This window comes from Brevibacillus sp. M2.1A (assembly GCF_013284355.2).
Lineage (GTDB): Bacteria > Bacillota > Bacilli > Brevibacillales > Brevibacillaceae > Brevibacillus.
This window is the reverse complement of the sequence record NZ_JABSUY020000001.1, coordinates 4263001-4287865: the sequence shown is the minus strand read 5'-3', so window position 1 is coordinate 4287865 and position 24865 is coordinate 4263001. Positions and strand designations below refer to the sequence as shown.

General features: G+C 46.1%; 27 protein-coding genes. All 27 read left to right on the top strand.

All coding sequences use genetic code 11. The features are described from left to right. Positions 1–31 precede the first annotated feature (31 nt). On the top strand, positions 32–934 hold the full coding sequence (sucD, locus tag HP567_RS20485; RefSeq protein ID WP_015891769.1) for a succinate--CoA ligase subunit alpha: 903 nt from the start codon (positions 32–34) through the stop codon (positions 932–934). Positions 935–1069: 135 nt separating this feature from the next. After that, entirely contained in the window at positions 1070–2188 is a 1119-nt protein-coding gene (dprA, locus tag HP567_RS20480; protein WP_173608024.1) for a DNA-processing protein DprA, read from the top strand. A gap of 106 nt (positions 2189–2294) precedes the next feature. Beyond that, positions 2295–4373, top strand: coding sequence for a type I DNA topoisomerase (gene topA, locus HP567_RS20475; RefSeq protein ID WP_173608023.1), 2079 nt, complete (start codon positions 2295–2297; stop codon positions 4371–4373). A 39-nt stretch (positions 4374–4412) separates the two neighbouring features. Continuing rightward, on the top strand, positions 4413–5726 hold the full coding sequence (trmFO, locus tag HP567_RS20470) for an FADH(2)-oxidizing methylenetetrahydrofolate--tRNA-(uracil(54)-C(5))-methyltransferase TrmFO (protein ID WP_056488428.1): 1314 nt from the start codon (positions 4413–4415) through the stop codon (positions 5724–5726). Between the two features lie 61 nt (positions 5727–5787). Further along, positions 5788–6729, top strand: a complete 942-nt coding sequence (xerC, locus tag HP567_RS20465; protein WP_173608022.1) for a tyrosine recombinase XerC — start codon at positions 5788–5790, stop codon at positions 6727–6729. Positions 6730–6744: 15 nt separating this feature from the next. Beyond that, complete coding sequence (hslV, locus tag HP567_RS20460; protein ID WP_015891764.1) at positions 6745–7287, top strand: ATP-dependent protease subunit HslV; 543 nt, start codon at positions 6745–6747, stop codon at positions 7285–7287. Between the two features lie 20 nt (positions 7288–7307). After that, positions 7308–8705 carry an ATP-dependent protease ATPase subunit HslU gene (hslU, locus tag HP567_RS20455; RefSeq protein WP_304502563.1) on the top strand — a complete coding sequence of 466 codons (1398 nt, stop codon included), beginning with the start codon at positions 7308–7310 and terminating at the stop codon, positions 8703–8705. Positions 8706–8745: 40 nt separating this feature from the next. Next, a complete protein-coding gene (codY, locus tag HP567_RS20450; RefSeq protein WP_016743316.1) occupies positions 8746–9525 on the top strand; it encodes a GTP-sensing pleiotropic transcriptional regulator CodY in 780 nt (259 codons plus the stop codon). A 373-nt stretch (positions 9526–9898) separates the two neighbouring features. Continuing rightward, entirely contained in the window at positions 9899–10309 is a 411-nt protein-coding gene (gene flgB, locus HP567_RS20445) for a flagellar basal body rod protein FlgB (protein ID WP_173608021.1), read from the top strand. 2 nt (positions 10310–10311) lie between these two features. Continuing rightward, on the top strand, positions 10312–10770 hold the full coding sequence (gene flgC, locus HP567_RS20440; protein WP_106653452.1) for a flagellar basal body rod protein FlgC: 459 nt from the start codon (positions 10312–10314) through the stop codon (positions 10768–10770). Between the two features lie 18 nt (positions 10771–10788). Then, a complete protein-coding gene (gene fliE / locus HP567_RS20435; RefSeq protein ID WP_088908111.1) occupies positions 10789–11085 on the top strand; it encodes a flagellar hook-basal body complex protein FliE in 297 nt (98 codons plus the stop codon). Positions 11086–11115: 30 nt separating this feature from the next. Next, positions 11116–12705, top strand: a complete 1590-nt coding sequence (gene fliF / locus HP567_RS20430; RefSeq protein WP_173608020.1) for a flagellar basal-body MS-ring/collar protein FliF — start codon at positions 11116–11118, stop codon at positions 12703–12705. A 12-nt stretch (positions 12706–12717) separates the two neighbouring features. Further along, positions 12718–13731, top strand: coding sequence for a flagellar motor switch protein FliG (gene fliG / locus HP567_RS20425; protein WP_007719331.1), 1014 nt, complete (start codon positions 12718–12720; stop codon positions 13729–13731). Continuing rightward, entirely contained in the window at positions 13715–14533 is an 819-nt protein-coding gene (gene fliH, locus HP567_RS20420; protein WP_173608019.1) for a flagellar assembly protein FliH, read from the top strand. The genes fliG and fliH overlap by 17 nt, the downstream gene beginning before the upstream one ends. Further along, positions 14530–15849, top strand: coding sequence for a flagellar protein export ATPase FliI (gene fliI, locus HP567_RS20415; RefSeq protein ID WP_173608018.1), 1320 nt, complete (start codon positions 14530–14532; stop codon positions 15847–15849). The genes fliH and fliI overlap by 4 nt, the downstream gene beginning before the upstream one ends. A gap of 1 nt (position 15850) precedes the next feature. Further along, positions 15851–16297 (top strand): flagellar export protein FliJ, encoded by a 447-nt coding sequence (fliJ, locus tag HP567_RS20410; RefSeq protein ID WP_173608017.1) that lies wholly within the window; start codon positions 15851–15853, stop codon positions 16295–16297. A 12-nt stretch (positions 16298–16309) separates the two neighbouring features. Further along, on the top strand, positions 16310–17218 hold the full coding sequence (locus HP567_RS20405; RefSeq protein ID WP_173608016.1) for a MotE family protein: 909 nt from the start codon (positions 16310–16312) through the stop codon (positions 17216–17218). 63 nt (positions 17219–17281) lie between these two features. Then, positions 17282–18505 (top strand): flagellar hook-length control protein FliK, encoded by a 1224-nt coding sequence (locus HP567_RS20400; protein ID WP_173608015.1) that lies wholly within the window; start codon positions 17282–17284, stop codon positions 18503–18505. A gap of 24 nt (positions 18506–18529) precedes the next feature. Continuing rightward, a complete protein-coding gene (locus tag HP567_RS20395) occupies positions 18530–18925 on the top strand; it encodes a TIGR02530 family flagellar biosynthesis protein (protein WP_173608014.1) in 396 nt (131 codons plus the stop codon). Positions 18926–19026: 101 nt separating this feature from the next. Next, positions 19027–19845: a flagellar basal body rod protein FlgG gene (gene flgG, locus HP567_RS20390; RefSeq protein ID WP_173608013.1), complete on the top strand. Its 819-nt coding sequence runs from the start codon at positions 19027–19029 to the stop codon at positions 19843–19845. 69 nt (positions 19846–19914) lie between these two features. After that, positions 19915–20136, top strand: coding sequence for a flagellar FlbD family protein (locus HP567_RS20385; protein ID WP_015891749.1), 222 nt, complete (start codon positions 19915–19917; stop codon positions 20134–20136). A 15-nt stretch (positions 20137–20151) separates the two neighbouring features. Continuing rightward, positions 20152–20607, top strand: coding sequence for a flagellar basal body-associated FliL family protein (locus HP567_RS20380; RefSeq protein WP_173608012.1), 456 nt, complete (start codon positions 20152–20154; stop codon positions 20605–20607). A gap of 39 nt (positions 20608–20646) precedes the next feature. Then, positions 20647–21642: a flagellar motor switch protein FliM gene (gene fliM / locus HP567_RS20375; protein WP_172140508.1), complete on the top strand. Its 996-nt coding sequence runs from the start codon at positions 20647–20649 to the stop codon at positions 21640–21642. After that, positions 21635–23002, top strand: coding sequence for a flagellar motor switch phosphatase FliY (fliY, locus tag HP567_RS20370; RefSeq protein ID WP_173608011.1), 1368 nt, complete (start codon positions 21635–21637; stop codon positions 23000–23002). Before fliM ends, fliY begins: the two co-directional genes overlap by 8 nt. Positions 23003–23038: 36 nt before the next feature. After that, a complete protein-coding gene (locus HP567_RS20365) occupies positions 23039–23401 on the top strand; it encodes a response regulator (RefSeq protein WP_007719294.1) in 363 nt (120 codons plus the stop codon). Beyond that, positions 23401–24081, top strand: a complete 681-nt coding sequence (locus HP567_RS20360) for a flagellar biosynthetic protein FliO (RefSeq protein ID WP_173608010.1) — start codon at positions 23401–23403, stop codon at positions 24079–24081. The genes HP567_RS20365 and HP567_RS20360 overlap by 1 nt, the downstream gene beginning before the upstream one ends. Next, positions 24078–24839 (top strand): flagellar type III secretion system pore protein FliP, encoded by a 762-nt coding sequence (gene fliP, locus HP567_RS20355; RefSeq protein WP_088908099.1) that lies wholly within the window; start codon positions 24078–24080, stop codon positions 24837–24839. Before HP567_RS20360 ends, fliP begins: the two co-directional genes overlap by 4 nt. The last annotated feature ends 26 nt before the right edge of the window (positions 24840–24865 follow it).

The window sequence follows — 24865 nt, the reverse complement described above, 5'->3', positions numbered from 1 at the left end:
GATACGTAAAAAAAGGTGGGAAAATTACGCGATGAGTATTCTCGTTAATAAAAATACAAAAGTAATTACGCAAGGGATTACGGGTGCAACTGGTCTGTTCCACACTCGCGGAGCCGTTGAATACGGTACACAAATGGTGGGCGGTGTAACACCTGGTAAAGGTGGAACCGAAGTTGACGGTATTCCAATTTTCAACACAGTTAAAGAAGCGGTTGAAGCAACTGGTGCAACTGCATCCGTTATCTACGTTGCTCCTCCTTTCGCTGCTGACGCGATCATGGAAGCAGTTGACGCTGAACTGGATCTGGTAATCTGCATTACAGAAGGTATCCCAGTTCTGGACATGGTGAAAGTTAAGCGTTACATGGAAGGCAAGAAAACCCTTCTCGTAGGTCCTAACTGCCCTGGCGTAATCACTCCAGGTGAGTGCAAAATCGGTATCATGCCTGGTTACATCCACGTTCCAGGTAAAGTGGGTATCGTTTCTCGCTCCGGTACCTTGACTTATGAAGCAGTTCACCAAACTTCTACTCGCGGCCTTGGTCAATCCACAGCTGTAGGTATCGGTGGAGACCCAGTAAAAGGTATGGAGTTCATCGATGTACTGAAAATGTTCAACGAAGATCCAGACACTGAAGCAGTTATCATGCTGGGTGAAATCGGTGGTACTGCGGAAGAGGAAGCAGCAGAGTGGATCGCTGCTAACATGAAAAAACCAGTTGTAGGCTTCATCGGCGGACAAACTGCTCCTGAAGGAAAACGTATGGGCCACGCTGGTGCGATCATCTCTGGCGGTAAAGGTACAGCTGCTGAGAAAATCGCGAAGCTCGAAGAATGCGGTATTCGCGTAGCGAAAACACCTGCTGTTATCGGTGAAACACTTGTTGAATTGCTGAAAGAGCGCGGTATGCTCGAGAAAGTAATGGGCAAGTAATCAGATAAGACAGAAGTGGACAGGCTTAGGCTTGTCCACTTTTTTATTTTTGAAGCAGCCTCTTTCTTTCGATAGAATAACTTTCAAATGCTGTCCGCTGTGACAATTGTGGTCGGGATGAAGGAGGATTTTGGTGTGGAAAAGGCGAAGCTCGACGAGAGAGACTGGTTGTATGTGTTAACGATGATCTCGGGTTTGGGAAGAAAGAAAATCCGAGAGATGTTTGAAATCACAGGTTCTTTTCAGATTGCCATCGAAAATTGGCAGGAACTGGCTCGTGAGCTCAGATTGACTCCTTTGATCACTGGGCATGTTGACAAGCAAAGCAATGAAGCTTCAGCTATGGCATTATTGGAAAAGCGTGAGGAAGAGGGAACGCGCTTTTTATGTCCTTTGGACGATGCTTATCCTGTTTCGCTCCGCAATATTCCCGATTCTCCGTTGACGTTGTTTTATCGTGGCGATCACACATTATTGGATAAATTGTCGATTGGCGTCGTTGGTTCGCGCAAACCGACACCATATGGAAGAGCGAGCTGTAGCTTTTTTGTCCGAGAGCTGGTACAAGCAGGTCTTGTCATTGTCTCTGGGGTAGCATATGGAATTGATGCAGAGGCTCACCAAGCAACCTTGAAAGCAGGCGGTAAGACTATAGGCGTACTCGGTTGCGGAATGAATCATGTTTATCCTTCTCGACATCGAGAGCTTTATCGTGAAATTGAATCTTTTGGCCTACTCCTCAGCGAATATCCTCCTCATATTCCACCTGTTTCTGGATTATTTCCAGAGAGAAATCGAATCATAAGTGGACTTTCTATCGGTGTATTAGTGGTGGAAGCAGCAGAAAAAAGCGGATCGTTGATTACGGCAGACTGTGCACTTGAGCAGGGCAAGGAAGTTTTTGCAATTCCTGGACCGATTTTTTCATTGATGAGTGCGGGGCCGCATAACTTGATCAAACAAGGAGCAAAGTTAGTAACGTGCAGTAGCGATATATGGGAGGAAATCAAGCATCATCTTCCCGAAGCAGAGAAGATGCAGCAGGTGGAAAAAAGCAAGGCAACCGATGATGTTCCCTTATCTAATGAAGAAAAAGCGATTGTGGAAGCCGTAACCTATGATGGGATTCATCTGGATGAGTTAATGAGCAGCTTAGAAAAAGACCAACGCAGGATGCTCCATCAGCTGGTCATTCGTTTGGAAGCAAAAGGAGCCATAGTGGCACTTCCTGGCGGTTATTTTGCACGGCGATAGCATATCCGCTAGCTTTTTGGCAATGCCTAGAGGCACAAGTGTTTGACAAACCGGATGAGGGTATTTAATAATAGGGAAGATTCCTTACTAAAAGGGGAGGAAAAAAATGGCTGATACGCTAGTAATCGTAGAATCCCCTACGAAGGCCAAAACCATTGGAAAATACCTGGGTAGTAAATATATCGTGAAAGCGTCTATCGGGCATGTGCGCGATTTGCCGAAAAGTCAAATGGGTGTAGACGTTGAACATAATTTTGAACCCAAATACATAACCATTCGCGGCAAAGGCGATGTATTGAAGGGCTTAAAAGATGCCGCTAAAAAAGTAAAAAAAGTATATCTCGCAGCCGACCCGGATCGCGAAGGGGAGGCAATTGCTTGGCATTTGGCACAATACTTGGGGCTCGATTTGAATCAGCCACTTCGTGTGGTGTTTAATGAGATTACCAAAGATGCTATCAAAGAAGCGTTCAAGCATCCACGACACATAAATATGGACTTGGTAAATGCTCAACAGGCACGTCGCATTCTCGACAGACTCGTGGGGTACAATATCAGTCCAATTTTATGGAAAAAGGTTCGAAAAGGCTTGAGTGCCGGACGTGTACAATCTGTTGCGGTAAAGCTTATCATGGATCGTGAGCGTGAGATCCAAGAGTTTATCCCGGAAGAGTATTGGACGATTGCAAGTACATTGATTAGCGACGGTAAAGAAATTAACGCGAAATTCTATGGTTATGGCGATGAAAAGGTGGAGCTTCATTCGGAAGATGATGTAGCAGCGGTATTAAAACGAATGAAGAACAAACCATACGTGGTACAAAAGGTAACGAAACGTGAGCGTAAGCGCAACCCTGCACCTCCTTTTATCACGAGCTCTTTACAGCAAGAGGCAGCGCGTAAGCTGAACTTCCGCACGTCTAAGACCATGCGGATTGCTCAAGAGCTCTATGAGGGGATCGACGTTGGCAATAAAGAAGGCGCAGTTGGTTTGATCACCTATATGCGTACAGACTCTACTCGCCTATCTGTAACGGCGCAGAACGAGGCAAGGGAATACATACTTGAGAAATATGGTCCAGACTATGTGTTAACTGAGCCACGCAATCAAGTGAAAAACGAGAATGCTCAAGATGCTCACGAAGCGATTCGTCCAACAGGTGTGATGCGTACACCGGATGAAATCAAGGAATACTTGTCGAGAGATCAGTTGCGCTTGTATCGATTAATCTGGGAGCGTTTCCTTGCCAGTCAAATGTCATCTGCTGTTCTTGATACGATGAGCGTAGATATTGACGCAGGTGGAGTTACCTTCAGAGCAACAGGATCAAAAGTGAAGTTCCCTGGATTTATGAAGGTATATATTGAAGGAAACGATGATGGTGCAGAAGAAGAGAGCTTTCTTCCACCTATTGAAGAAGGACAAATCCTGGAACAAAAAGAAATCGAGCCGAGTCAGCACTTTACACAGCCACCACCTCGATTCTCCGAAGCACGCATGCTTAAAACGATGGAAGAGATGGGGATTGGACGCCCGTCTACCTATGCGCCTACATTAGAAACCATTCAAAAGCGTGGCTACGTGTCATTAGAGGAGAAAAGGTTTGTCCCGACCGAGTTGGGCGAGATTGTGATCACGCTTGTCGAAGAGTTCTTCCCGGAAATTCTCAACGTAGAATTCACTGCCCATATGGAATCGGGCTTGGATAACATCGAAGCAGGAACCACCAATTGGGTGCAAGTGCTGGACAATTTTTATCAAGACTTTGCAAAGCGCGTAGTTGTTGCAGAAGAAGAAATGAAAGAAGTAGAGCTGAAAGTCGAAGAATCGGATGAATCATGTGAGCTTTGCGGCCGTGTGATGGTTTATAAGCTTGGTCGATTTGGCAAGTTTTTAGCTTGTTCCGGATTCCCGGATTGCCGTAATACGAAGCCGATTGTAAAAGAAATCGGCGTAAAATGTCCGCAGTGTGAAACCGGAGAGATTATTGAACGTAAATCTAAGAAGAGTCGTATTTTTTACGGCTGCAATCAATATCCGGAATGCGATTTTGTATCGTGGGACAAACCGATTGCCAGACCTTGTCCAAAATGCTCCAGCATGCTCGTGGAGAAAAAGCGCAAAAAGCAAGGAGTTAGCATTGTTTGCACCAAGTGTGATTATCAAGAAGAAGCAGACTCCTAGACAGCCTGATTCGATTTTGTAGTTTGGAGGATTAACAGCATGTCACAACCAACAATTACAGTAGTGGGCGCTGGTCTCGCTGGTAGTGAGGCAGCATGGCAAATCGCGCAGGCGGGTGTAAAAGTAAAGCTGTATGAGATGAGACCGAAGACACAAACGCCTGCACACCATACCGATAAATTTGCAGAGTTGGTATGCAGTAATTCATTGCGTGCTAACACGTTAACGAATGCAGTGGGTGTATTAAAAGAAGAAATGCGTCGACTGAACTCTGTCATTATCGATGCGGCAGATCGTTGCGCGGTTCCAGCTGGAGGCGCGCTTGCCGTAGACAGACACGAGTTCGCGGCTCATGTTACAGATGCCGTTCGAAATCATCCATTGGTTGAGGTCATTTCGGATGAAATTACCGAAATTCCGGATGGGATTGTCGTAATTGCGACGGGGCCACTTACTTCTCCAGCTTTGTCTACAAAGTTAAAAGAGCTGACGGGTGAAGAGTATCTGTACTTCTATGATGCAGCAGCGCCCATTATCGAAAAAGACTCGATTGATATGAACAAGGTATTCGTTGCCTCCAGATATGATAAGGGTGAAGCAGCTTATCTGAACTGCCCGATGACTGAAGAGGAGTTCAATCGTTTCTATGATGCGCTGATCTCTGCGGAAACAGTTCCATTGAAGGAATTTGAAAAGGAAATCTTCTTCGAAGGCTGCATGCCGATTGAAGTATTGGCAAAGCGTGGTCACAAGACCATGACATTTGGTCCCATGAAGCCAGTAGGTTTGGTTGATCCGCGGACGGGCAAAAAGTCTTATGCTGTTGTACAACTTCGTCAGGACAATAGTGCTGCCACATTGTATAACATCGTAGGTTTCCAGACCCATCTGAAATGGCCGGATCAAAAAAGAGTCTTTTCACTCATTCCTGGGTTGGAAAACTGCGAAATCGTTCGTTATGGTGTGATGCATCGCAACACCTTTATCAACTCGCCAAAACTGTTGAAGCCTACGTATCAGTATAAAGACCGGGAAACACTTTTCTTTGCTGGTCAAATGACTGGTGTCGAAGGATATGTAGAGTCAGCAGCATCTGGTTTGCTTGCGGGGATAAATGCAGCACGACTCGCAAAAGGGGAAGAATTAATCGAGCTCCCACCAGAAACAATTATGGGTAGTATGGCTCGTTATATTACAACGGCAGATCCAAAGCATTTCCAACCGATGAACGCAAACTTCGGGCTTGTACCGGAATGGCCAGAACGAATCCGAGACAAGCGGTTGAAAAATGAAAAGCTCGCTGAGCGGGCGCTAGATACAATTCAGAATTTTACACAAGAACGACACAATTAACATTGATATCCGATTTTCGTCTGTGTTACTATATAGGTGCTTCGAGGAGGGTGCATCCCGTATGGACATTTCGCAACAAAATTCTGCGGATATTGAGATGTTTACCCGCTATTTGCGAGTTGAAAAAAACGCCTCTCCTCATACGGTGAAGCAGTATGTGGCAGATATCAGCGAATTTGTCTCCTTTATGGAACAGCACCAAATCACCGTATTTGCTGCTGTTTCTTATTTGCATGGTCGCTCCTTTCTCGCGCAATTGGCTGGCAGGGGGCTTTCCCGGCGAAGTATTGCCCGCAAGCTATCCAGCTTGCGTAGCTTGTACCGATTTCTGTTGCGTGAAGGTCAACTGGAACAGAACCCATTTCAACTAGTCTCCACTCCCAAAATGGAGAAGAAACTTCCTTCCTTTTTATATCCGCAAGAAGTTCAAGCTTTTTTCGATCTGCCTGATACAACCACTCCATTGGGAATTCGTGATCGGCTGATTTTTGAACTGTTGTATGCTAGCGGCATGCGCGTTACGGAGCTCACCACTTTATCTGTGAGTGATGTGAATCCGAGCATGGGAGTCGCCTTGGTTTATGGAAAAGGAGCGAAAGAACGATATGTGCCGGTTGGAAGTTATGCCTGCGACGTTCTTCGGCAATACCTAGAATATGGAAGAGAAAAACTGTTGGCTGGAAAAGTAGAACACGGCAATTTGCTGGTTAACTATCGGGGAGAACCGTTATCCGACCGCAGTGTTCGGCGGATTGTAGACAAATACGTAGAAACGTACGCTCTTCAATTGCGGGTTTCACCACATACCTTTCGTCATACGTTTGCGACCCATATGTTGAATGGCGGTGCTGATCTGCGTACCGTGCAAGAATTATTGGGACACGTTAATGTATCGACGACACAGGTGTACACGCATGTGACCAAAGAGCGACTTCGGCATGTATATGACACCGCTCACCCACGAGCAAACCCGGGCAATACAGGTTCCGCCAATCGGACATAACGGGAGGAATCAGTGATGGAACAGTTTCACGCAACAACCATATTTGCTGTACAGCACAATGGGTCTGTAGCGATGGCCGGAGATGGTCAGGTTACTTTTGGCAACAGCATGGTAATGAAGCACGGTGCCAAAAAAGTAAGACGTCTGTATCGCGGCGAAGTTTTAGCAGGATTCGCTGGCTCTGTTGCTGATGCCATTACGCTTTTTGAGAAGTTTGAAGGAAAGCTGGAGGAGTACCACGGCAATCTGCAGCGAGCTGCTGTAGAGCTGGCGAAAGAGTGGCGCATGGATAAAATTTTGCGTCGTTTGGAAGCAATGATGATTGTTGCCAATAAGGAGCATTTGCTGCTTATTTCCGGAAATGGTGAAATCATCGAGCCTGATGACGGGATTCTTGCAATTGGTTCTGGCGGTAGCTTTGCCCTTGCAGCAGGTCGTGCATTGAAAACATATGCGCCTCACCTCGGCGCACGTGAAATTGCGGAAGCATCGCTTCGTACCGCTGCTGAAATTTGCGTGTTCACAAACAACAATCTTGTTGTGGATGAGTTGAATTGAGCGAAAGGGAGGAACCTACTGTGCTGAATCTTGAGCAATTAACCCCGCGTAAGATCGTAGAGCATTTGGATAAATACATTGTCGGGCAGGCACAAGCCAAGAAAGCCATTGCTGTGGCGCTTCGCAACCGCTATCGTCGCAGTCGTTTGCCAGAGCAAATGATTGAAGAGGTTGTTCCAAAAAACATCTTGATGATCGGACCTACTGGTGTTGGAAAAACGGAAATTGCACGTCGGATTGCAAAACTGACTGGTGCTCCTTTTATTAAAGTAGAAGCAACGAAGTTTACGGAAGTCGGTTATGTAGGACGAGACGTAGAATCGATGGTTCGTGATCTGGTGGAAGCTTCTATCCGTACGGTCAAACAAGAAAAAGTAGAGTCGGTGAAAGAGAAAGCCGAGAAGCTTGCTAATGAAGCGATTGTGAACGTACTTGTTCCATCTCGCAAGCAGGCGAACTCATTCAAAAATCCGTTGGAGATGTTCTTCGGTGGACAGCAGCAACAGCAGCAGGATACCTCTGATCAAGAAGAAGTGTCGATTCAGCAGCAACGCCGGCAAGTCATGTGGCAATTGACGAATGGTCAGTTAGAAGAGCAAATGATTGAGATTGAAGTCGAAGATCAATCACCTTCGATGTTTGACATGTTCCAGGTTCCGGGTACAGAACAAATGGGGATGCAAATGCAAGATATGCTCGGTAGCCTGATGCCTAAGCGGATGAAGAAACGAAAATTGCGAATAAAAGATGCGCGAAAGGTATTAATTCAGCAGGAAGCGCAAAAACTGGTGGATATGGACGAAGTCACGCAGGAGTCAATTCGTCGAGCTGAACAACACGGGATTATCTTCATTGACGAAATTGATAAGATTGCGGGTAAGGATGGGCGTGGCCCGGATGTATCCCGTGAAGGGGTCCAGCGTGATATTTTACCGATTGTGGAAGGCTCAACCGTCATGACCAAGTATGGTCCTGTCAAAACAGATTATGTTCTGTTTATTGCAGCTGGTGCTTTTCACATGGCAAAACCATCAGATTTAATTCCTGAATTGCAAGGTCGTTTTCCGATTCGGGTGGAGTTGACTAGCTTGCGCGTTGAAGATTTTGTCCGAATTCTGACAGAGCCTAAAAATGCGTTGCTTAAGCAGTACGTGGCCCTATTGGAAACAGAAGGTGTGCGTGTTGACTTTACCCCGGAAGCCATTCAGGAACTCGCTCGCCTCGCTGCTGAGGTCAATCAGAGCACAGATAACATTGGTGCTAGACGATTGCACACCATATTGGAGAAGCTACTGGAGGATCTCTCTTTTGAAGCCCCAGAAATTCACCTAGAAGTTGTACAGATTACCCCCGATTACGTTAATCAGAAATTAGGTACAATCGCGGGGAACAAAGACTTGAGTCAATATATTTTATAAACATTGGATAGGCAGCACATATAATTAGGAGGAAATACAGATGGATCTACTGTCAAAAACAAGAAGAATTAACCGCATGTTGCAAAAATCCGCGGGTCATGCCGTGAACTTCAATGAAATGTCCCAAGTTTTGAGTGACGTGATTGAAGCAAACACTTATGTGGTAAGCCGCAAAGGAAAACTTCTCGGCTTTGCGATTCATCAAGAAATGGATAACAGCCGTATGCGCAAAATGCTGGAAGAGCGCCGTTTTCCAGAAGAATACAGCATGGGGTTGCTAAAAGTAGACGAAACATCTGCGAACCTGGATGTAGATAGCCCATACACGATTTTCCCTGTTGAAATGAAAGAAGTATTCCGCACAGGTTGGACGACGCTTGTTCCAATTATGGGTGGAGGAGATCGTCTCGGTACGTTGATTTTGGGTCGTATTAACGATCAATTTGTCGATGACGACCTGATTCTTGCAGAAGTAGGGGCAACGGTAGTAGGCATGGAAATCTTGCGTGAGCGTTCTGAAGCAATCGAAGAAGAAGCACGCAGCAAAGCGGTTGTACAAATGGCAATTGGTTCCCTCTCCTATAGTGAGTTGGAAGCAGTTGAACATATTTTTGAAGAACTCGAAGGCAAAGAAGGCTTGCTCGTAGCCTCCAAAATCGCGGATCGCGTAGGAATTACTCGCTCTGTTATTGTAAACGCGCTCCGTAAGCTGGAGAGTGCGGGTGTTATCGAATCCCGTTCCCTGGGGATGAAAGGTACCTTCATTAAAGTGCTGAATGAAAAGCTGTTGCCTGAGCTTGAGAAGCTCAAAACTTCGTAATTTACCTTGTCAAAAGTTACAAGAAAGTAAACAAAAAGGTGTAGCAACTCAAGTTGCTGCACCTTTTCTCATGGGACTTTGGTCCTAGTTGTAGTAAAAAACGACACATTATTACCATAAAATATATATTGATTTTTTATGCATGCCTCGACATTTGCAATGGTTTGAATATGGTTTCCTTGTAAAATGCAGTAAAAAAACAGGAAAGATAAGGGATTTAGTCCCATTGAATCATTTTGAAAAACGTCATGAAAAGGGGCTTTTTTGTCCAAATTGATTTTGCTATGATTGAATCGTATTAGGGTGTCGAAAATACAGGAAATATAGGTGGTTTTAGGGAAAAGAATTGACTCATATTGGGGGAGAAGGAAAAATGCTGGATAGTTACCATCTGCAGGTCTTGGAGAGATCACTGGACGCTGCAACATTGCGACATAGAACGATCGCAAACAACCTTGCCAACATAGACACCCCTCAATTCAAAAGTCAACAAGTCATCTTCGAGAGCTTTTTGCAAGATGAGTTGAACGCAAGAGCGGGAAATGGCAAGTTAGAAGCGTATCGGACCAATCAAAGACACCTCCCGTTTGGAAATGCAGGTGTTGCAGTCCCACAGGTTGTGTCCAATCCGAATAACTTCATTCAGAACAGTGGCAATGATGTTGACTTGGAATCAGAAACAACAGAATTGGCCAAAAACCAAATTTGGTACAGCGGTTTAACGCAATTGACAGCAGGACATTTTCAAAAACTACGCAGTGTAATTGAGGGTGGAGGTAAATAAAGATGAGCTTGTTTCAGGGAATTAACACAAGTGCTTCTGCCTTAACAGCTAACCGCTTGCGATTGGATACGATTGCTTCCAATATTGCGAATGCGGAAACCACTCGAGCGAACTTCGTAGATGGCGCCTGGCAGCCATACAGGAGGAAAATGGTGGAGTTGTCACCTCAAACAAATGGAACATTTGATAACTTCCTGCAAGCTGCGGTAGGGACGGTCTCAGGAAGTCGGGGTGGACAAGGTGTGAAGGTCACAGCGATTCAAGAAGACAATACTCCGTTTAAGCGAGTATTTGATCCATCTCATCCAGATGCAGATCAAGACGGGTATCTCTTGATGCCGAATGTCGACCCGATGAAAGAGATGGTGGACATGATCTCCGCATCAAGATCATACGAAGCCAACGTGACAGCATTGAATGCTTCCAAATCGATGATGCTAAAAGCATTGGAAATCAAGTAAGGCGGGTGACAGTAAGGAATGGAAATGAGTGCAATCTCCCAACTAACGCCAATTCGTACACCGAGTGTGAACAAGCCAACCCCAGCTGAAGTTTCCCAAGAATTCTCATCGTTTCTATCGGATGCCATGAATAAAGTGAATCAGGCGCAAGTAGAATCGTCGAATCTTGCCGACAGGTTTGCAGCGGGAGAAATTACCGACTTGCACCAATTGACTGTTGCAGGTCAAAAAGCTTCCGTGATGCTACAAATGACCATGCAGGTCAGGAACAAGATGATTGAGTCTTATCAAGAAATCATGCGCATGTCGATTTGATCGTTGTTGGTATCCTTTGAGAGGTGAAACATGAACGAACGTTTAGCAGTATACAAAGACCAGATTACGTCAAAATGGAACCAATTTTCCAAGAAACAAAAATGGATGATTCTCGGTATTTCGCTCTTCCTCTTGATTTCTCTAGGTCTATACATATACATCGCTTCTCAGCCGGTGTACAAACCACTTTACAACCAAAGATTAAGTGAACAGGAAATCGGGACTATCAAGCAAGAGTTGGAAGCTTCACAAATCCCATACCGTATCACGGGGAATGGTACAAGTATCGAGGTTCCAGAAAAAATGGCACAAGATGTCATTGTCGATTTGGCTGCACAAGGTATTCCGAGCCAAGCAGGAATTAATGCGGAAATATTCTCCAGTACTCTAGGAGTTACAGATCGCCAATTTGATGTCATGAAGAAAGAGGCTTTACAACAAGAGCTACGCAAGATGCTGGAACGTGTAAAAGGTGTACGCTCCGCACAAGTGATGATTACGTTGCCGCAGGAAAGCGTTTGGGTAACGGAGACTCCGGATACAGCGACGGCTTCCGTTATCGTCGATGTAGAACCTGGAACAACGCTTGATCAAAAGCAAATTAACTCGCTTTATCTGCTTGTTTCCCGAAGCGTTCCCAAATTGCCGATGGAAGCGATTGCGATTACAGACCAGTATTCCAATCCACTGGAACGTTCCGAAGGCAATGAAAACGAAGGAACATTGAGTAGCTTTAAGCAACAGGAAACAATCAAAGCAGATGTTGAAAAGAAAATTCAACAAAACCTGTACAACTTGTTGGGTACAATCATGGGACGCGATAAAGTCATCGTACATACGTTCATCAAAATGAACTTTGACAAAGAAAATCGCGTAGAGAACATCGTCGAAGCACCTGACAAAGAGAATAACGAAGGACTTATCATTTCTTCTCAAAAATTATCAAAAGCCTTTTCTGGACAAGGTCAACCTCCAGGGGGAATTGCAGGAACCAATAACAATGCAGTTCCGAACTACCCGGGAGCTAACCCACAAGGAAGTAACAGTCAATACGAAGAGTTGAATGATACGATTAACCGTGAAGTAAATCGCATCACACGAAATGTTACATCAAGCCCGTACAAGATCGAAGACATCACAATCAACGTTGGGGTAGAACCGCCAGCTGGTGGAACACTGGATGCTGCTACACTCGAGAGCATTAAACAAGTGTTGCGCAATGTTGTTCGTGTCACATTAAGTGAGCAGGCTTCTGATTTGACGGATACTGAGTTGGACAAGCATATTTCTGTACTCCCTCGTCAGTTCTCAGGAAAAGCTGAGATTGAGGATTCCAGTGCACTAAGTCCTGCTGTTCTTTGGACAGTTGGTGGTATTGCAGTCTTGGCACTTGCTGCTGTTGCCTTCCTCGTTTATCGCAGACGCAGTCAAGCGAAGCAACAACAAGAAGAAGAGGAATTGCCAGACTTGCTGACACCGTTAAACGCGGCCGAAATACCAGACTTGATTTACCAAGAAGATGGAGACCAGGTAGTGGTCAGAAAGCAACTTGAAAAATTGGCGCGAAGCAAACCAGATGAGTTTGTTGTTCTGCTTCGTACATGGTTAGCAGAAGATTAAGGAGTGAATGGTATGGCTCGCGGCGCTAAAGAGTTGTCAGGACGACAAAAAGCAGCTATCCTCCTCATCTCACTCGGGCCGGAAGTTTCTGCCCAAGTGTTCAAGCATTTGCGTGAGGATGAGATCGAGCAACTGACATTAGAAATCGCCAATGTGCGAAAAGTGGATACGGATGAAAAAGATAAAATTTTATCTGAATTTCACCAGATAGCAGTTGCCAAAGAGGTAATTGCACAAGGCGGGATTACATACGCCAAAGAAATCTTGCAAAAAGCTTTGGGTGAGACCAAAGCGATGGATATTATCAATCGCTTGACGGCAAACCTTCAAGTTCGACCGTTTGACTTTGCTAGAAAGGCTGACCCAGGTCAAATCCTAAACTTTATCCAAAATGAGCATCCGCAGACGATAGCCCTGGTGCTTTCTTATCTGGAGGCTCAACAAGCTGCCATGATCCTGTCGGCACTTCCACAAGAACGTCAAGCGGAGGTTGCAAAACGTATTGCGACTATGGACAGTACTTCACCGGAAGTAATCGCCCAAGTAGAACAGGTATTGGAGCAAAAGCTCTCTGCCACTGTTACCCAAGATTACACGCAGGCAGGCGGGATCGAAGCGATCGTGGCTGTACTCAACGGTGTCGATCGTGGAACCGAACGCACGATTCTGGATTCCCTCGAAATTCAAGATCCAGAGTTGGCAGAAGAAATCAAGAAGCGTATGTTCGTCTTCGAGGATATTGCTACACTCGACAACCGTTCGATTCAGCGCGTTATCCGCGACGTGGAAAATGCCGATCTGCAACTTTCCCTCAAGGTATCCAGTGAAGAAGTTCGGGAAGTTATTTTCCGGAACATGTCCAAGCGGATGGCGGATACCTTCAAAGAAGAAATGGAGTTTATGGGCCCAGTTCGCCTTCGCGACGTCGAAGAGGCACAATCTCGTATCGTTGCAATTATCCGTCGCTTAGAGGAGGCTGGTGAGATCATCATCGCCCGCGGTGGAGGAGATGATATCATTGTCTAGGATCATCAAAAGCGCCAATTATCGGCCTTCTGAGGAATCTTTTCTTCTCTCGGTAACGCCTGTACCACTTAAGACGGAGGAAGTTGCCGAAAGGTTGCAAGAAAACCAAGAAATTTTTAATCAAGCTGAGATCGAGGCGAAAACGATCATCTCAGATGCAGAAGAAACCGCACAAAACATCTTGCAGCAAGCTGCGGAGCAAGCAGAGCAGGTAAGACAAGAGACGCTTGCTCAGATGGAAGAATGGTGGGAACAAAAGCGTCAGGAAGCCGCTCAACTTTTTCAGCAAGTGCAGGAGCAGGCTATGACGGAAGGGCAAGAGGCCGGTTTCGAAGCGGGTAAACGTGAGGCGTACGAGGAGCAAACAGATACACTCAGCCAAGCAAAAACCATTCTGGAACAAGCGTTTGCCGAGAAAAAACAAATTATCGCTGAGGCGGAGCCCTTTCTAGTGGAACTCAGCATAGAAATTGCCAAAAAAATCATCGGACAGGAATTGCAACAGCATCCCGAGCAGGTCCTGGAAATGACCAAAAAAGCACTCCGCCGCTCCCGGGTTCATGGCGAGATTACAGTGTGCGTCAACCATAAGTACTTCGATTATGTGCTCGAGCATCGTGCTGGTTTTCTGGAATTATTAGATGGACAAGCAGAGCTCTCCATTTACCCTGACTATACAGTACAAGACGGTGGATGTGTCATCCGTACCGCTTTGGGAAGTGTCGATGCCCGCATCGATACACAAATGGAGGAGATTAAGCAGGCACTGCTTACGATTGCCAGAGGAAGTGAGGCTCCATGAGCATCCTAGATCTCTCGAAGTACAAGCACATGCTGCATGGCTTAGATCCGATGCGGGTGAATGGCAAAGTGACACAGGTCGTTGGACTCACCATTGAGTCGCAAGGGCCAGAAGTGAAATTAGGCGAGATATGCCATCTATATCCGGCTAACACAAAGGAACCGATCATCGCAGAAGTGGTTGGATTTCGCGAAAATAAAGTGCTGTTAATGCCATTAGGCGAATTGACCGAAATTGGTCCAGGTTGTGACGTCGTCGCGACAGGACGGTCGCTAGATGTAAAAGTTGGACCTGAAATATTGGGTTCGATCCTCGATGGCCTTGGGCGGCCCTATCAAGGTTCACTGCCATTTGGACTGACGTCCTATCCTACCAACAATATGCCGCCAAATCCTATCCTTCGACCGCGCATTCAAGAACCATTGAGTGTGGGAGTGAGAGCGATAGACGGACTCCTTACCATCGGGAAAGGTCAGCGGGTCGGCATTTTCGCTGGATCGGGGGTAGGGAAAAGTACATTGATGGGAATGATTGCCCGAAATACGACGGCAGATATCAATGTGATTGGTCTCATTGGAGAACGTGGCCGTGAAGTCATGGAGTTTATCGAGCGCGATCTTGGGGAAGAAGGACTAAAGCGGTCTGTTGTTGTCGTAGCTACTTCCGATCAACCTGCCATGATTCGAATCAAGGGAGCGATGATTGCGACTTCCATAGCGGAATATTTCCGCGATCGTGGAATGAATGTCATGCTCATGATGGATTCTGTCACGCGCTTTGCCATGGCACAACGTGAAGTGGGCTTGGCAATCGGTGAACCTCCGGCTACGCGTGGTTATACGCCATCGGTGTTTGCGATGCTGCCAAAGCTGATGGAGCGTGCAGGAACAGCGGATAAGGGAAGTATTACGGCATTTTATACCGTATTGGTTGACTCTGACGACATGAACGATCCGATTGCGGATGCGGCGCGGGGGATTTTGGACGGTCACATCGTTCTTGACCGGAAAATTGCTCACAAAGGTCATTTTCCTGCCATTGATGTGATGGCGAGTGTAAGTCGTGTCATGAATGAAATCGTCGATAGTAACCATTTGGATGCTGCTCGTCAGCTGAAAAAACATTTGGCTACGTATCGTGAAGCGGAGGACCTCATAAACATTGGGGCGTACAAGCCGGGAAGCAATCGGGAAATCGATGCAGCCATTCGCTATCGTGATATCATTTCTGGTTTTACGGCACAAGGAACGCATGAACCGTCTACTTTGCAGGGTGCTATCCAAGCGTTGACAGCTCATTTCGGAGGAGTGAACTAACGTGCGTGTGTTTCAGTTTCATCTCCAAAAGGTTCTTGATTTAAAGGAAAAAGAAAAAGAACAAGCAGAGTGGGCTTTCGGAAAGTCCATCCAGCGTAAAAACGAAGAAGAGTGGAAGCTTTCTCAACTAACTGAGCATCATGACGAGATGACGATGAAGCTCCAGGAAGTACAGATGCAGACATGCAGTGCTGCGCAGCTCATTTCCATTACGCAATATCAGCAATCTGTTGCGAAATCCATTCAGAATCAGCAACGTACCTTGCATGGTTGTGAACAGGATGTGGAACGCTGTCAGTCACGATTGACGGAACGTATGAAAGAGTCCCAACTATGGCAACGCCTTCGGGAAAAGTCGCTCCACCAATTTCTGGACGACCAGAAGCAAAGAGAGCAAAAAGAGTTGGATGAGATCGGTACGCAGCTCTATCTTCGCCGAAGCTACTGAGGGAGGTTCCAAATGGAAGAAATCCAAGAAGAACGGGAATACGGCAGGTGGGAATGGTTCTTTTATATGATTGTCATTCCTGCTCTGTTTGCCAGCCTCCTTGGCGGTGTGCTCCTGAGCTTGCTCGGAGTAAACGTGTTAGGGACTGTTCTCCACTGGGCTAACTCCATACCGTACGTGGAAAAATTAGTCCCGGACGACTATGCAGCAACTCCCGGCTCAGAAGAACAACCTGACATGGACAAACAAGTGGCAACCCTACAGCAAGATCAAGCAAAAAACCAGCAGCAGATTACCACTTTAAAAGAAGAGTCAGCAAAGAAAGATGCCACGATTGCGGCACTGGAAAAACAAATCGATGATGTAAACAAGGCAATGGAAGACAAGCGTGCAACTGAGGAAGAGCGTCAGAAGCAGTTTACAGATTTGGCGAAAGTGTACACAACCATGTCTCCAAAGAATGCTGCGGCCATCATTGAAAATTTAAAACTGCAAGAGTCAGTTGCCGTCATGACGAAAATGAAGCCTGCACAACAGGCAGACATTTTGGCCAAGATGGAACCAAAGAAAGCTGCCGATATTTCCATCTTGTTAAAAGATTCAGTTGTGAACAAAGATGATGACATTGCTGCTCTGCAACAACGAGTTGATGTTCTGACTAAGGCGTTGAGCAATACGCGTGAGGGGTCTGAGTCGAACGAGGAACTAATGAAGACATTTACTCAATTGCCGCCTGCGGATGCTGCTGCTATCATTCGTTCACTCATGGATACTAACAGAGGTCAAGCTATTGCCTTAATGAAAGACTTGCCTGCGGATAAACGGGCACAAACTCTCTCAGCGATCGCCAATGACGACAAGAAACAGAAAGAACCAGATAATCTGGCGGCTCGCATTACAGCAGAGTTGCTTCGAAAATAGAATGAGCAATCATCTGTTTTCGTTCTTATAAGCAACAAATATCAAATGGAGGAGGTGAACGAGATGAATGTGGCCAATTTGACCCCTGCAGTAGGATCAGCAGGATCTGTTACAGCAACCCCTACCGTTAATGCAGGTGGAACTGGTCTAGGTCAAATGTTTTCCATGCAATTGATTCAGGTGTTGGATCAGGTGGGGAACCCAGAAGAGACAATGGTGGATCCAGAGGGTTTAAGTGAAGAGGACATGCTCGCATTAGCTGATCTCATGGCATTATTTGCCCAACTGCTTGGCTCTGGTCAAACTGCGCAAGACGAATTACCGCCTGACGCCCAAGAAAAATTTGCAACTGCAATGGAACAACTATTGGGTAAAGCGCAAGGGAATGCTGGTCAAGTGAGTGAGGATTTAAAGCAGCTTCTAGCTAACCTGAAAAAAGGGGAAGCAACTCCAAACGAACTAGACAAGCTGGCAGCTCTTCTCGAATCCCTGAAGAATCAAAAAGGAAATGCTGAGGAGTCAAAACGAAGTGGACTGAACTTGCGATCCGATGTGATGGCAAACATGAACACAACCCAACAGGATACGTTTAAGACGATTTCTCCACTGCGGTTGAATCAAGGACTCTCGGCTTACAAGCTAGAGGCAGGGATTCAATCCCAAACAGTACAGTCAACCCTTCAAAGCGGCCTTTTGAATCAGGATGGCAATGCAGAAGAGGGCATGTTGAATGGAAATGGTCAGACACCGATTATTGCTTCATCTAATACACAGACACAATCTGTACAGACCTTTCAGCAACAGTCTGTTCCAACACATCACGTGAACGCCAACCAACTGACACAGCAAGTCACACAGCTTTTCGTGTCCAAGATGCAGTTGACCCAACATAATGGCGTACATGAGGCAAGGCTGATTCTGAATCCACAATCTTTGGGCCAAGTAGATGTAACGATTACTTCCCAAAATGGAGTGATTACAGCACAGTTCCATGCTGAAACACAGGCTGGAAAGGATATGCTGGACAATCAGCTTCCACAGCTTCGAGCTGCTTTGACCCAACAAGGCTTGCAGGTTGATCGCTTGGAGGTAAACCAACAGCAGGATACAGCTTTTAACTTCCAACAGCAGCGTGAACAAGCACGACAGCAACAAGAAAATCGAAAACAGCAAGATAAAGACGAGCAAGAATTTGCTCTCGATGCCCTGGTAGACAGTAATGAATCATCAGAAGTGCTATGGAATCGATTGCGGGAAACGGCTCGCGGCATTGACGACATCGTCTAGGATTGGATGTAAGGAGGAAGTGCCATGAACCATTTTCGTGTGGGGCAACCCTATTTTCCTCCGAAAACGAATCACGTCGCAAAAGCTACTGCCCAAACTGCTCCGGGAAACAACACGTTATTTCAGCAGTATTTGACGGAATCGATTGGCGCTGTAACAAAGGCGGAGCCACTTAGTTTTAGCCAGCATGCCGTCAATCGCTTGCAGGAGCGGGGCATAACGCTAGAAAGACAACAGATGGAGCGTTTGGAATCCGCTGTGGAAAAAGCAGCCGCCAAAGGCGCCAGAGAGTCTCTCATTATGATGGATAATGTGGCCTACGTCGTGAGCATCGTAAATCGGAAAATTATTACCGCTGTAGACGATGGCAGCATGAAAGACAACGTATTTACTAACATTGACAGTGCCATATTCGTGTAGGTGGCTGTTTACTGGGCTGGACCTCCTTTTGAGGAAGCCCATTCGGCTACCGACTGACAGAGGTAGCCGCTGTAAATGAGAAGGTAAAGGAGGAAGCAGGTATGCTTCGATCTATGTATTCAGGTATTTCAGGCTTGCGTGGATTTCAAACTAAGTTGGACGTTATTGGTAATAATATCGCGAACGTAAACACCGTGGGCTTCAAAAAGGGTCGTGTGATGTTCCAAGATATTTTGAGCCAAAACGTTCAAGGGGCTGGGGCACCTACAGCTGGTGGGAAGGGCGGAACTAACCCAACTCAGATTGGTCTAGGAGCTTCAATCGCATCCGTTGATACCGTCTTCAATGCTGGTAGTCCAATGACAACCAACCTGCCAACAGACCTTTCTATCGAGGGCGATGGATTCTTTATGGTAAGCCCGGATGAAGGGGCAACGATCTATTATACGCGTGCAGGCAACTTTACACGTGATGCAGACGGATACCTGGTGAACTCCCAAGGGATGAAGCTCATGAACACTGATCCAGGTGCCATTCAGATCAGCCAAAATGATGGGATTGTTTCTTACTCTATCGGAAAAGACGGAGTCATCACAACGGTGGATGAAACAGGTGCATTAGACTCTACGAATACCATTGGGATAATGACCTTCAATAACCCAGGTGGTTTGAAGAAGATTGGGAACAATCTTTACGAAAACACAGTAAACGCTGGTGCGAATGATAATGACCCCTTGACACCAGTAACGCCAGCTGATGCAAAAGTAAGCATCATCGCAGGACAACTGGAAATGTCCAACGTTGACCTTTCTGAAGAATTTACAGAAATGATCGTGGCACAACGCGGTTTCCAAGCAAACTCACGGATCATCACGACATCTGACACAGTATTGGAAGAACTGGTGAACCTGAAACGATAATTTCGTTTAACGGAAAAGCCGGGGAAGTGTTCTAAGCCTTCCCCAGCTTGATCCGGAAAGGAGCAGCCAATGATTAAGTTAACGCGGTTTAACGGTTCTACTTTTTATCTGAACATCACTCACATTGAAACTGTTGAAGGAACTCCGGATAGCGTAATTACGCTGTTCAACGACAGAAAGTACATCGTGAAGGATTCGGTGGAATCCATCGCTGAACGTGTTCAGGCTTTTTATCATAATGTTCCTCCGGCAACATCTGTACCGAAAATGCCGGGTGATTCAAATGAATAGCGGGAGGCATTAGCGATGTTTCAAAATCGATTGTTTAACATGGCTCTAATCATTATCATCGCGATATCGCTACTGGGAGTGATCTCGTTTGTTCTCTGGCAAACCTATCTCTCTCCGGCAGCCCAAACAGCCACGACGGAAGAGCAAGAAGTGAAGCCGCTCACGGCAGAGGAAATGAAAGAGTTCTCTGTTGATACTGGCGAAATTACTACGAACTTGCTAACGAATAATTACATGATTGTACGCTTTAGCATTACGGCTGACAGTAGTGCTGCCAAAACAGAGTTGGAGCAGCGCTTGCCGCAAGTCAATCAGGTGATTATTAAAACATTGGCGGGGTTGACACCAGAAGACATAAAAGGGACTGAAGGTGTGAACAAGCTAGAAGCAAAAATCATGAATGAAATCAGCTCCCTGATGCAAGAAGGTAAGATTGTTCAAGTAGTGACAACCAAACGCGTCTTGTCATAGGAAGCGATTATGGTATACATAGCAAGGAGGTGACGACATATGGCCGAGGTTCTCTCACAGAGTGAGATTGATGCGCTGTTGGCCGCCCTATCTTCGGGTGAAATGGATGCCAACGAGCTGAAAAAGGAAGAAACTGAGCGTAAAGTCAAAGTATATGATTTCAAACGCGCCCTGCGATTCTCGAAAGATCAGATCCGTGGTTTAACGCGAATCCATGAAAACTACGCGAGGCTGTTGACTACGTATTTTTCAGCTCAGCTCCGTACCTTCGTGCAAATTACGGTTGCCTCCGTCGATCAATTGCCGTATGACGAATTTATACGTTCTATTCCCAAGATGACTATCTTGAACATCTTTGAAGCTCCTCCGCTGGAAGGACGAATGGTTTTGGAAGTAAATCCAAACATCGCCTATACCATGTTGGATCGACTTCTGGGAGGACAGGGGGCGATTCCGGAAAAAATGGGCGCCCTTACGGAAATTGAAACAACGGTGATGGAACGCGTATTCGGCAAAGCGCTGGATACTTTCCACGAGGCATGGAAGCAAATCATTGAACTGGACCCGTATCAGGAAGGCTTGGAAATGAATCCACAGTTCATGCAGATCGTCTCACCTAATGAGATTGTCGTGGTAATCTCTTTTAGTACCAAAATCGGCGATACAACAGGAATGATCAATCTCTGTTTGCCTCACGTGGTACTGGAGCCAATCATGACAAAGCTGTCTGGACAATACTGGTTCTCCAAACAGAAGAAAACGCGGGATGAAGAAGAGCGCCTGCGTGTAGAAGAGCGAGTAAAAGTTGCAAAATTGCCGATTGTTGCTGAAATGGGAACAGCTACGATTACAGTAGGAGATTTCCTACAGCTACAAAAAGGCGATGTCATTCAATTAGATCAATCGATCGACAACAAGCTGAAAGTCAAAGTGGGCGACCACTTAAAGTTCTTGGGTCAGCCAGGAACACATAAAGGAAGAGTCGCCGTACAGATTGATGAAGTCATAGAGGAGGGGGAGGAACAAAATGAGTAGAGATATGCTTTCTCAAGACGAGATTGACGCGCTGTTACGTGCGAACAACTTGGTTGAGGACGAAGAGGAAGCTGTATCGGCAGTGACCCAGGATGTTGCCGATTTTCTGTCCCCGTTTGAACAGGATGCACTCGGAGAAATTGGTAATATCTCCTTTGGGAGCGCAGCTACTGCGTTATCTACTTTGTTAAGTCAAAAGGTAGATATTACAACCCCTACTGTTTCGGTAGTCAATGTCGATGAATTGGAAAGTGAATTTCCGATTCCTCACGTGGCTGTCCACGTGGAATATACAGATGGATTCAAAGGAATTAACCTGCTCGTCATTCGCATGGAAGATGCTGCCGTTATCGCGGATCTGATGATGGGCGGAGATGGTAGACCAGCGAGCACTGAAATGTCTGAGCTTCATATCAGCGCGGTTCAGGAAGCCATGAATCAAATGATGGGCTCCGCTGCTACGTCCATGTCGACGATTTTCAACCAGTTCATCAATATTACGCCACCAGGCATCGATGTAATGGATCTAGCGCAAGGCAAGGGTGGAGACAGCTTCTCTGATGATGACAGTCCTCTGGTGAAAGTATCTTTCCGCTTAAAGGTAGGAGAACATGGCGAACTTATTGATTCCAATATTATGCAGCTTCTCCCTCTTTCCTTTGCGAAAAAGATGATTGATCGACTGGTTGGAGGTGCAGGGGATGAAGAAGCAGCAGCGGCCCTCATAGATGAGATAGAGATGCCTTCTCTGCCTGCTATGGGTCTGTCGGCTCCTTCTATCCAGCCAAGTGCGCAAGAACAGCCACAGAGTCATGTACCGCCTGTAGCGCAGCCGTCACAGGCACAGCAACAGCCAATGTATCAGCAGCCGCCGGGCTACGCACCGCCAATGGGCTACCCAGGACAGCCGCCGATGTATCCTGACGCGTATGGACAACCAATGATGCCACCTGGCTACGCTCCGTACCCAGGAATGTATCAGCAGCCTCCAATGGCTCCGCCAACACCACAGCATTTCGGAGGTCCTGCCGCTAGTCAGGCGAATGTAGTACCAGCACAATTTGCTCCGCTTGGAGGTGCTCCTATGTATACAGGAGACATACAGAATTTGAACTTGCTTCACGATATTCCATTACAAGTAACAGTTGAGTTAGGACGTACGAAAAAGCTTATTAGAGAAATCCTTGACTTGTCCGCTGGATCGATTATACAGTTGGACAAGCTGGCAGGTGAGCATGTAGACATTTTGGTGAACAACAAACTAATTGCCAAGGGCGAGGTTGTCGTCATTGATGAGAACTTTGGGGTTCGTGTTACAGACATCATCAGTCAGATAGATCGTGTTCAAAAATTACAATAAACCAATCAAGTGGGAAGCATTAGGGAGGAGCTATTCATGTCTAACAAAGTTTTAATCGTCGACGATGCAGCATTCATGCGTATGATGATCAAGGAAATTCTTTCGAAAAACGGGTACAGCGTCGTAGGGGAAGCAAGTGACGGTGCACAAGCAGTTGAAAAGTACAAAGAATTGGGACCTGATCTGGTAACCATGGATATTACCATGCCAGAGATGGATGGAATTTCTGCATTGAAAGAAATTAAAAAGTTGGATCCTAACGCGCGCGTGATCATGTGCTCTGCGATGGGACAACAAGCGATGGTAATCGATGCGATCCAGGCGGGCGCAAAAGACTTCATCGTAAAACCATTCCAGGCAGATCGCGTTCTGGAAGCGATCAAAAAGACAATGAGCTAATGATGATGATCCGGAATGCAGGGGCAAGACTCATTTTAGCCTTCAGTCTGATCCTGTTGCTTTTCGTCTCCTCCCTGCCGAGTACCGTTTTTGCGGAAGGTTCAGTAGCGGATGCGTACAACCAGGGAAAAGTGCCAACTAGCAATGCGCCCGCCGGCAGTGAACAGCCGGCGGCCATTCCGGGCAGCGGAACAGGAAGTATGATCGGGTATCTGGTTCAAGTCATTTTTTCGCTTGGCTTTATTGCAGTATTGATCTTTTTATTGCTTCGTTTTCTTGGTCGACGTCAAGGGGCCGGGAGTCATGGACCGATTAAAGTGATTAGCGCTACTGCGCTTGGCAATGGCAAAACACTGCAGGTTGTTATGATCGGCGAGTCATTGTACATCGTGGGAGTAGGAGAAAACGTTCAATTGCTTCGTAGGATCGAACCGGGTGAAGAGGTAGATGTGATCTTGGCTGACGCTGAGATCAAACCGATGAAAAGCCCATTCTCGCTAGAATGGCTCCCGTTCGGTAAGAAAAAGCAGGCGGAAGAAGAAATCTTGTTTTCTTCTGACATGGACGGGAAAAGCTTTCAAGATCTGTTGCAAGGTCAATGGAACGACTTGAGAAATCGTCCAAACCAAACAGAACATTGGAAGAAAGAGCAAGCTCAGGACAGAGGGGACCAAAAATGAAATATTTTTTGCAGGTGCTGATGCTTGTCGCAGTGTTGCTATCCGTACCTGATATGGTCATGGCGGCGCCAGCGGGGACACCGCTTGTTCCGAGTATTGATTTGAAGATAGGCGGCGGAACAGGAACTCCGCAGGAGACATCGACGGCCATTCAGCTGTTACTGATTTTGACAGTATTATCTGTAGCTCCAGCGATTTTGCTTTTAATGACCAGTTTTGCGCGAATTATCATTGTCTTGTCTTTTGTGCGAAATGCATTGGCAACTCAGCAAATGCCACCGAATCAGGTATTGATTGCCCTTGCGTTATTTATGACATTTTTCATAATGGCTCCGACACTCGGACAAGTAAACGAAACAGCCGTGCAGCCATTTATGCAAGGAAAGCTAACGCAACAGCAGGCATTAGACGCAGCGGTCATACCCTTTAAGGAATTTATGGCAAAGCAGACGCGTGAAAAAGATTTAGCACTTTTTCTGGAATACACAAAAGCCGAACGACCAAAATCAATCCAAGATATTCCGTTGAATGCATTGGTACCTGCTTTTGCCATTAGTGAATTGAAGACGGCTTTTCAGATCGGCTTTATGATATTCATTCCATTTCTCGTAATTGATATGATCGTCTCCAGTATTTTGATGGGGATGGGGATGATGATGTTACCGCCGGTTATGATTTCATTGCCGTTTAAGATTTTATTGTTCATCATGGTGGACGGCTGGTATCTCATTGTGAAATCACTTTTGACCAGTTTTTAGCGACATTCCGAATGCCTCAGGAGGTA

Coding starts and splice junctions, on each gene's coding strand:
- flgC (WP_106653452.1), top strand. CDS start 10,312: ATGAGCTTGTTTCAGGGAATTAACACAAGTGCTTCTGCCTTAACAGCT.
- fliY (WP_173608011.1), top strand. CDS start 21,635: ATGAGTAGAGATATGCTTTCTCAAGACGAGATTGACGCGCTGTTACGT.
- fliF (WP_173608020.1), top strand. CDS start 11,116: ATGAACGAACGTTTAGCAGTATACAAAGACCAGATTACGTCAAAATGG.
- HP567_RS20405 (WP_173608016.1), top strand. CDS start 16,310: ATGGAAGAAATCCAAGAAGAACGGGAATACGGCAGGTGGGAATGGTTC.
- codY (WP_016743316.1), top strand. CDS start 8,746: ATGGATCTACTGTCAAAAACAAGAAGAATTAACCGCATGTTGCAAAAA.
- fliH (WP_173608019.1), top strand. CDS start 13,715: ATGATATCATTGTCTAGGATCATCAAAAGCGCCAATTATCGGCCTTCT.
- fliM (WP_172140508.1), top strand. CDS start 20,647: ATGGCCGAGGTTCTCTCACAGAGTGAGATTGATGCGCTGTTGGCCGCC.
- HP567_RS20385 (WP_015891749.1), top strand. CDS start 19,915: ATGATTAAGTTAACGCGGTTTAACGGTTCTACTTTTTATCTGAACATC.
- sucD (WP_015891769.1), top strand. CDS start 32: ATGAGTATTCTCGTTAATAAAAATACAAAAGTAATTACGCAAGGGATT.
- HP567_RS20360 (WP_173608010.1), top strand. CDS start 23,401: ATGATGATGATCCGGAATGCAGGGGCAAGACTCATTTTAGCCTTCAGT.
- HP567_RS20380 (WP_173608012.1), top strand. CDS start 20,152: ATGTTTCAAAATCGATTGTTTAACATGGCTCTAATCATTATCATCGCG.
- HP567_RS20365 (WP_007719294.1), top strand. CDS start 23,039: ATGTCTAACAAAGTTTTAATCGTCGACGATGCAGCATTCATGCGTATG.
- HP567_RS20400 (WP_173608015.1), top strand. CDS start 17,282: ATGAATGTGGCCAATTTGACCCCTGCAGTAGGATCAGCAGGATCTGTT.
- flgB (WP_173608021.1), top strand. CDS start 9,899: ATGCTGGATAGTTACCATCTGCAGGTCTTGGAGAGATCACTGGACGCT.
- topA (WP_173608023.1), top strand. CDS start 2,295: ATGGCTGATACGCTAGTAATCGTAGAATCCCCTACGAAGGCCAAAACC.
- flgG (WP_173608013.1), top strand. CDS start 19,027: ATGCTTCGATCTATGTATTCAGGTATTTCAGGCTTGCGTGGATTTCAA.
- trmFO (WP_056488428.1), top strand. CDS start 4,413: ATGTCACAACCAACAATTACAGTAGTGGGCGCTGGTCTCGCTGGTAGT.
- hslV (WP_015891764.1), top strand. CDS start 6,745: ATGGAACAGTTTCACGCAACAACCATATTTGCTGTACAGCACAATGGG.
- fliE (WP_088908111.1), top strand. CDS start 10,789: ATGGAAATGAGTGCAATCTCCCAACTAACGCCAATTCGTACACCGAGT.
- fliP (WP_088908099.1), top strand. CDS start 24,078: ATGAAATATTTTTTGCAGGTGCTGATGCTTGTCGCAGTGTTGCTATCC.
- fliG (WP_007719331.1), top strand. CDS start 12,718: ATGGCTCGCGGCGCTAAAGAGTTGTCAGGACGACAAAAAGCAGCTATC.
- xerC (WP_173608022.1), top strand. CDS start 5,788: ATGGACATTTCGCAACAAAATTCTGCGGATATTGAGATGTTTACCCGC.
- HP567_RS20395 (WP_173608014.1), top strand. CDS start 18,530: ATGAACCATTTTCGTGTGGGGCAACCCTATTTTCCTCCGAAAACGAAT.
- fliI (WP_173608018.1), top strand. CDS start 14,530: ATGAGCATCCTAGATCTCTCGAAGTACAAGCACATGCTGCATGGCTTA.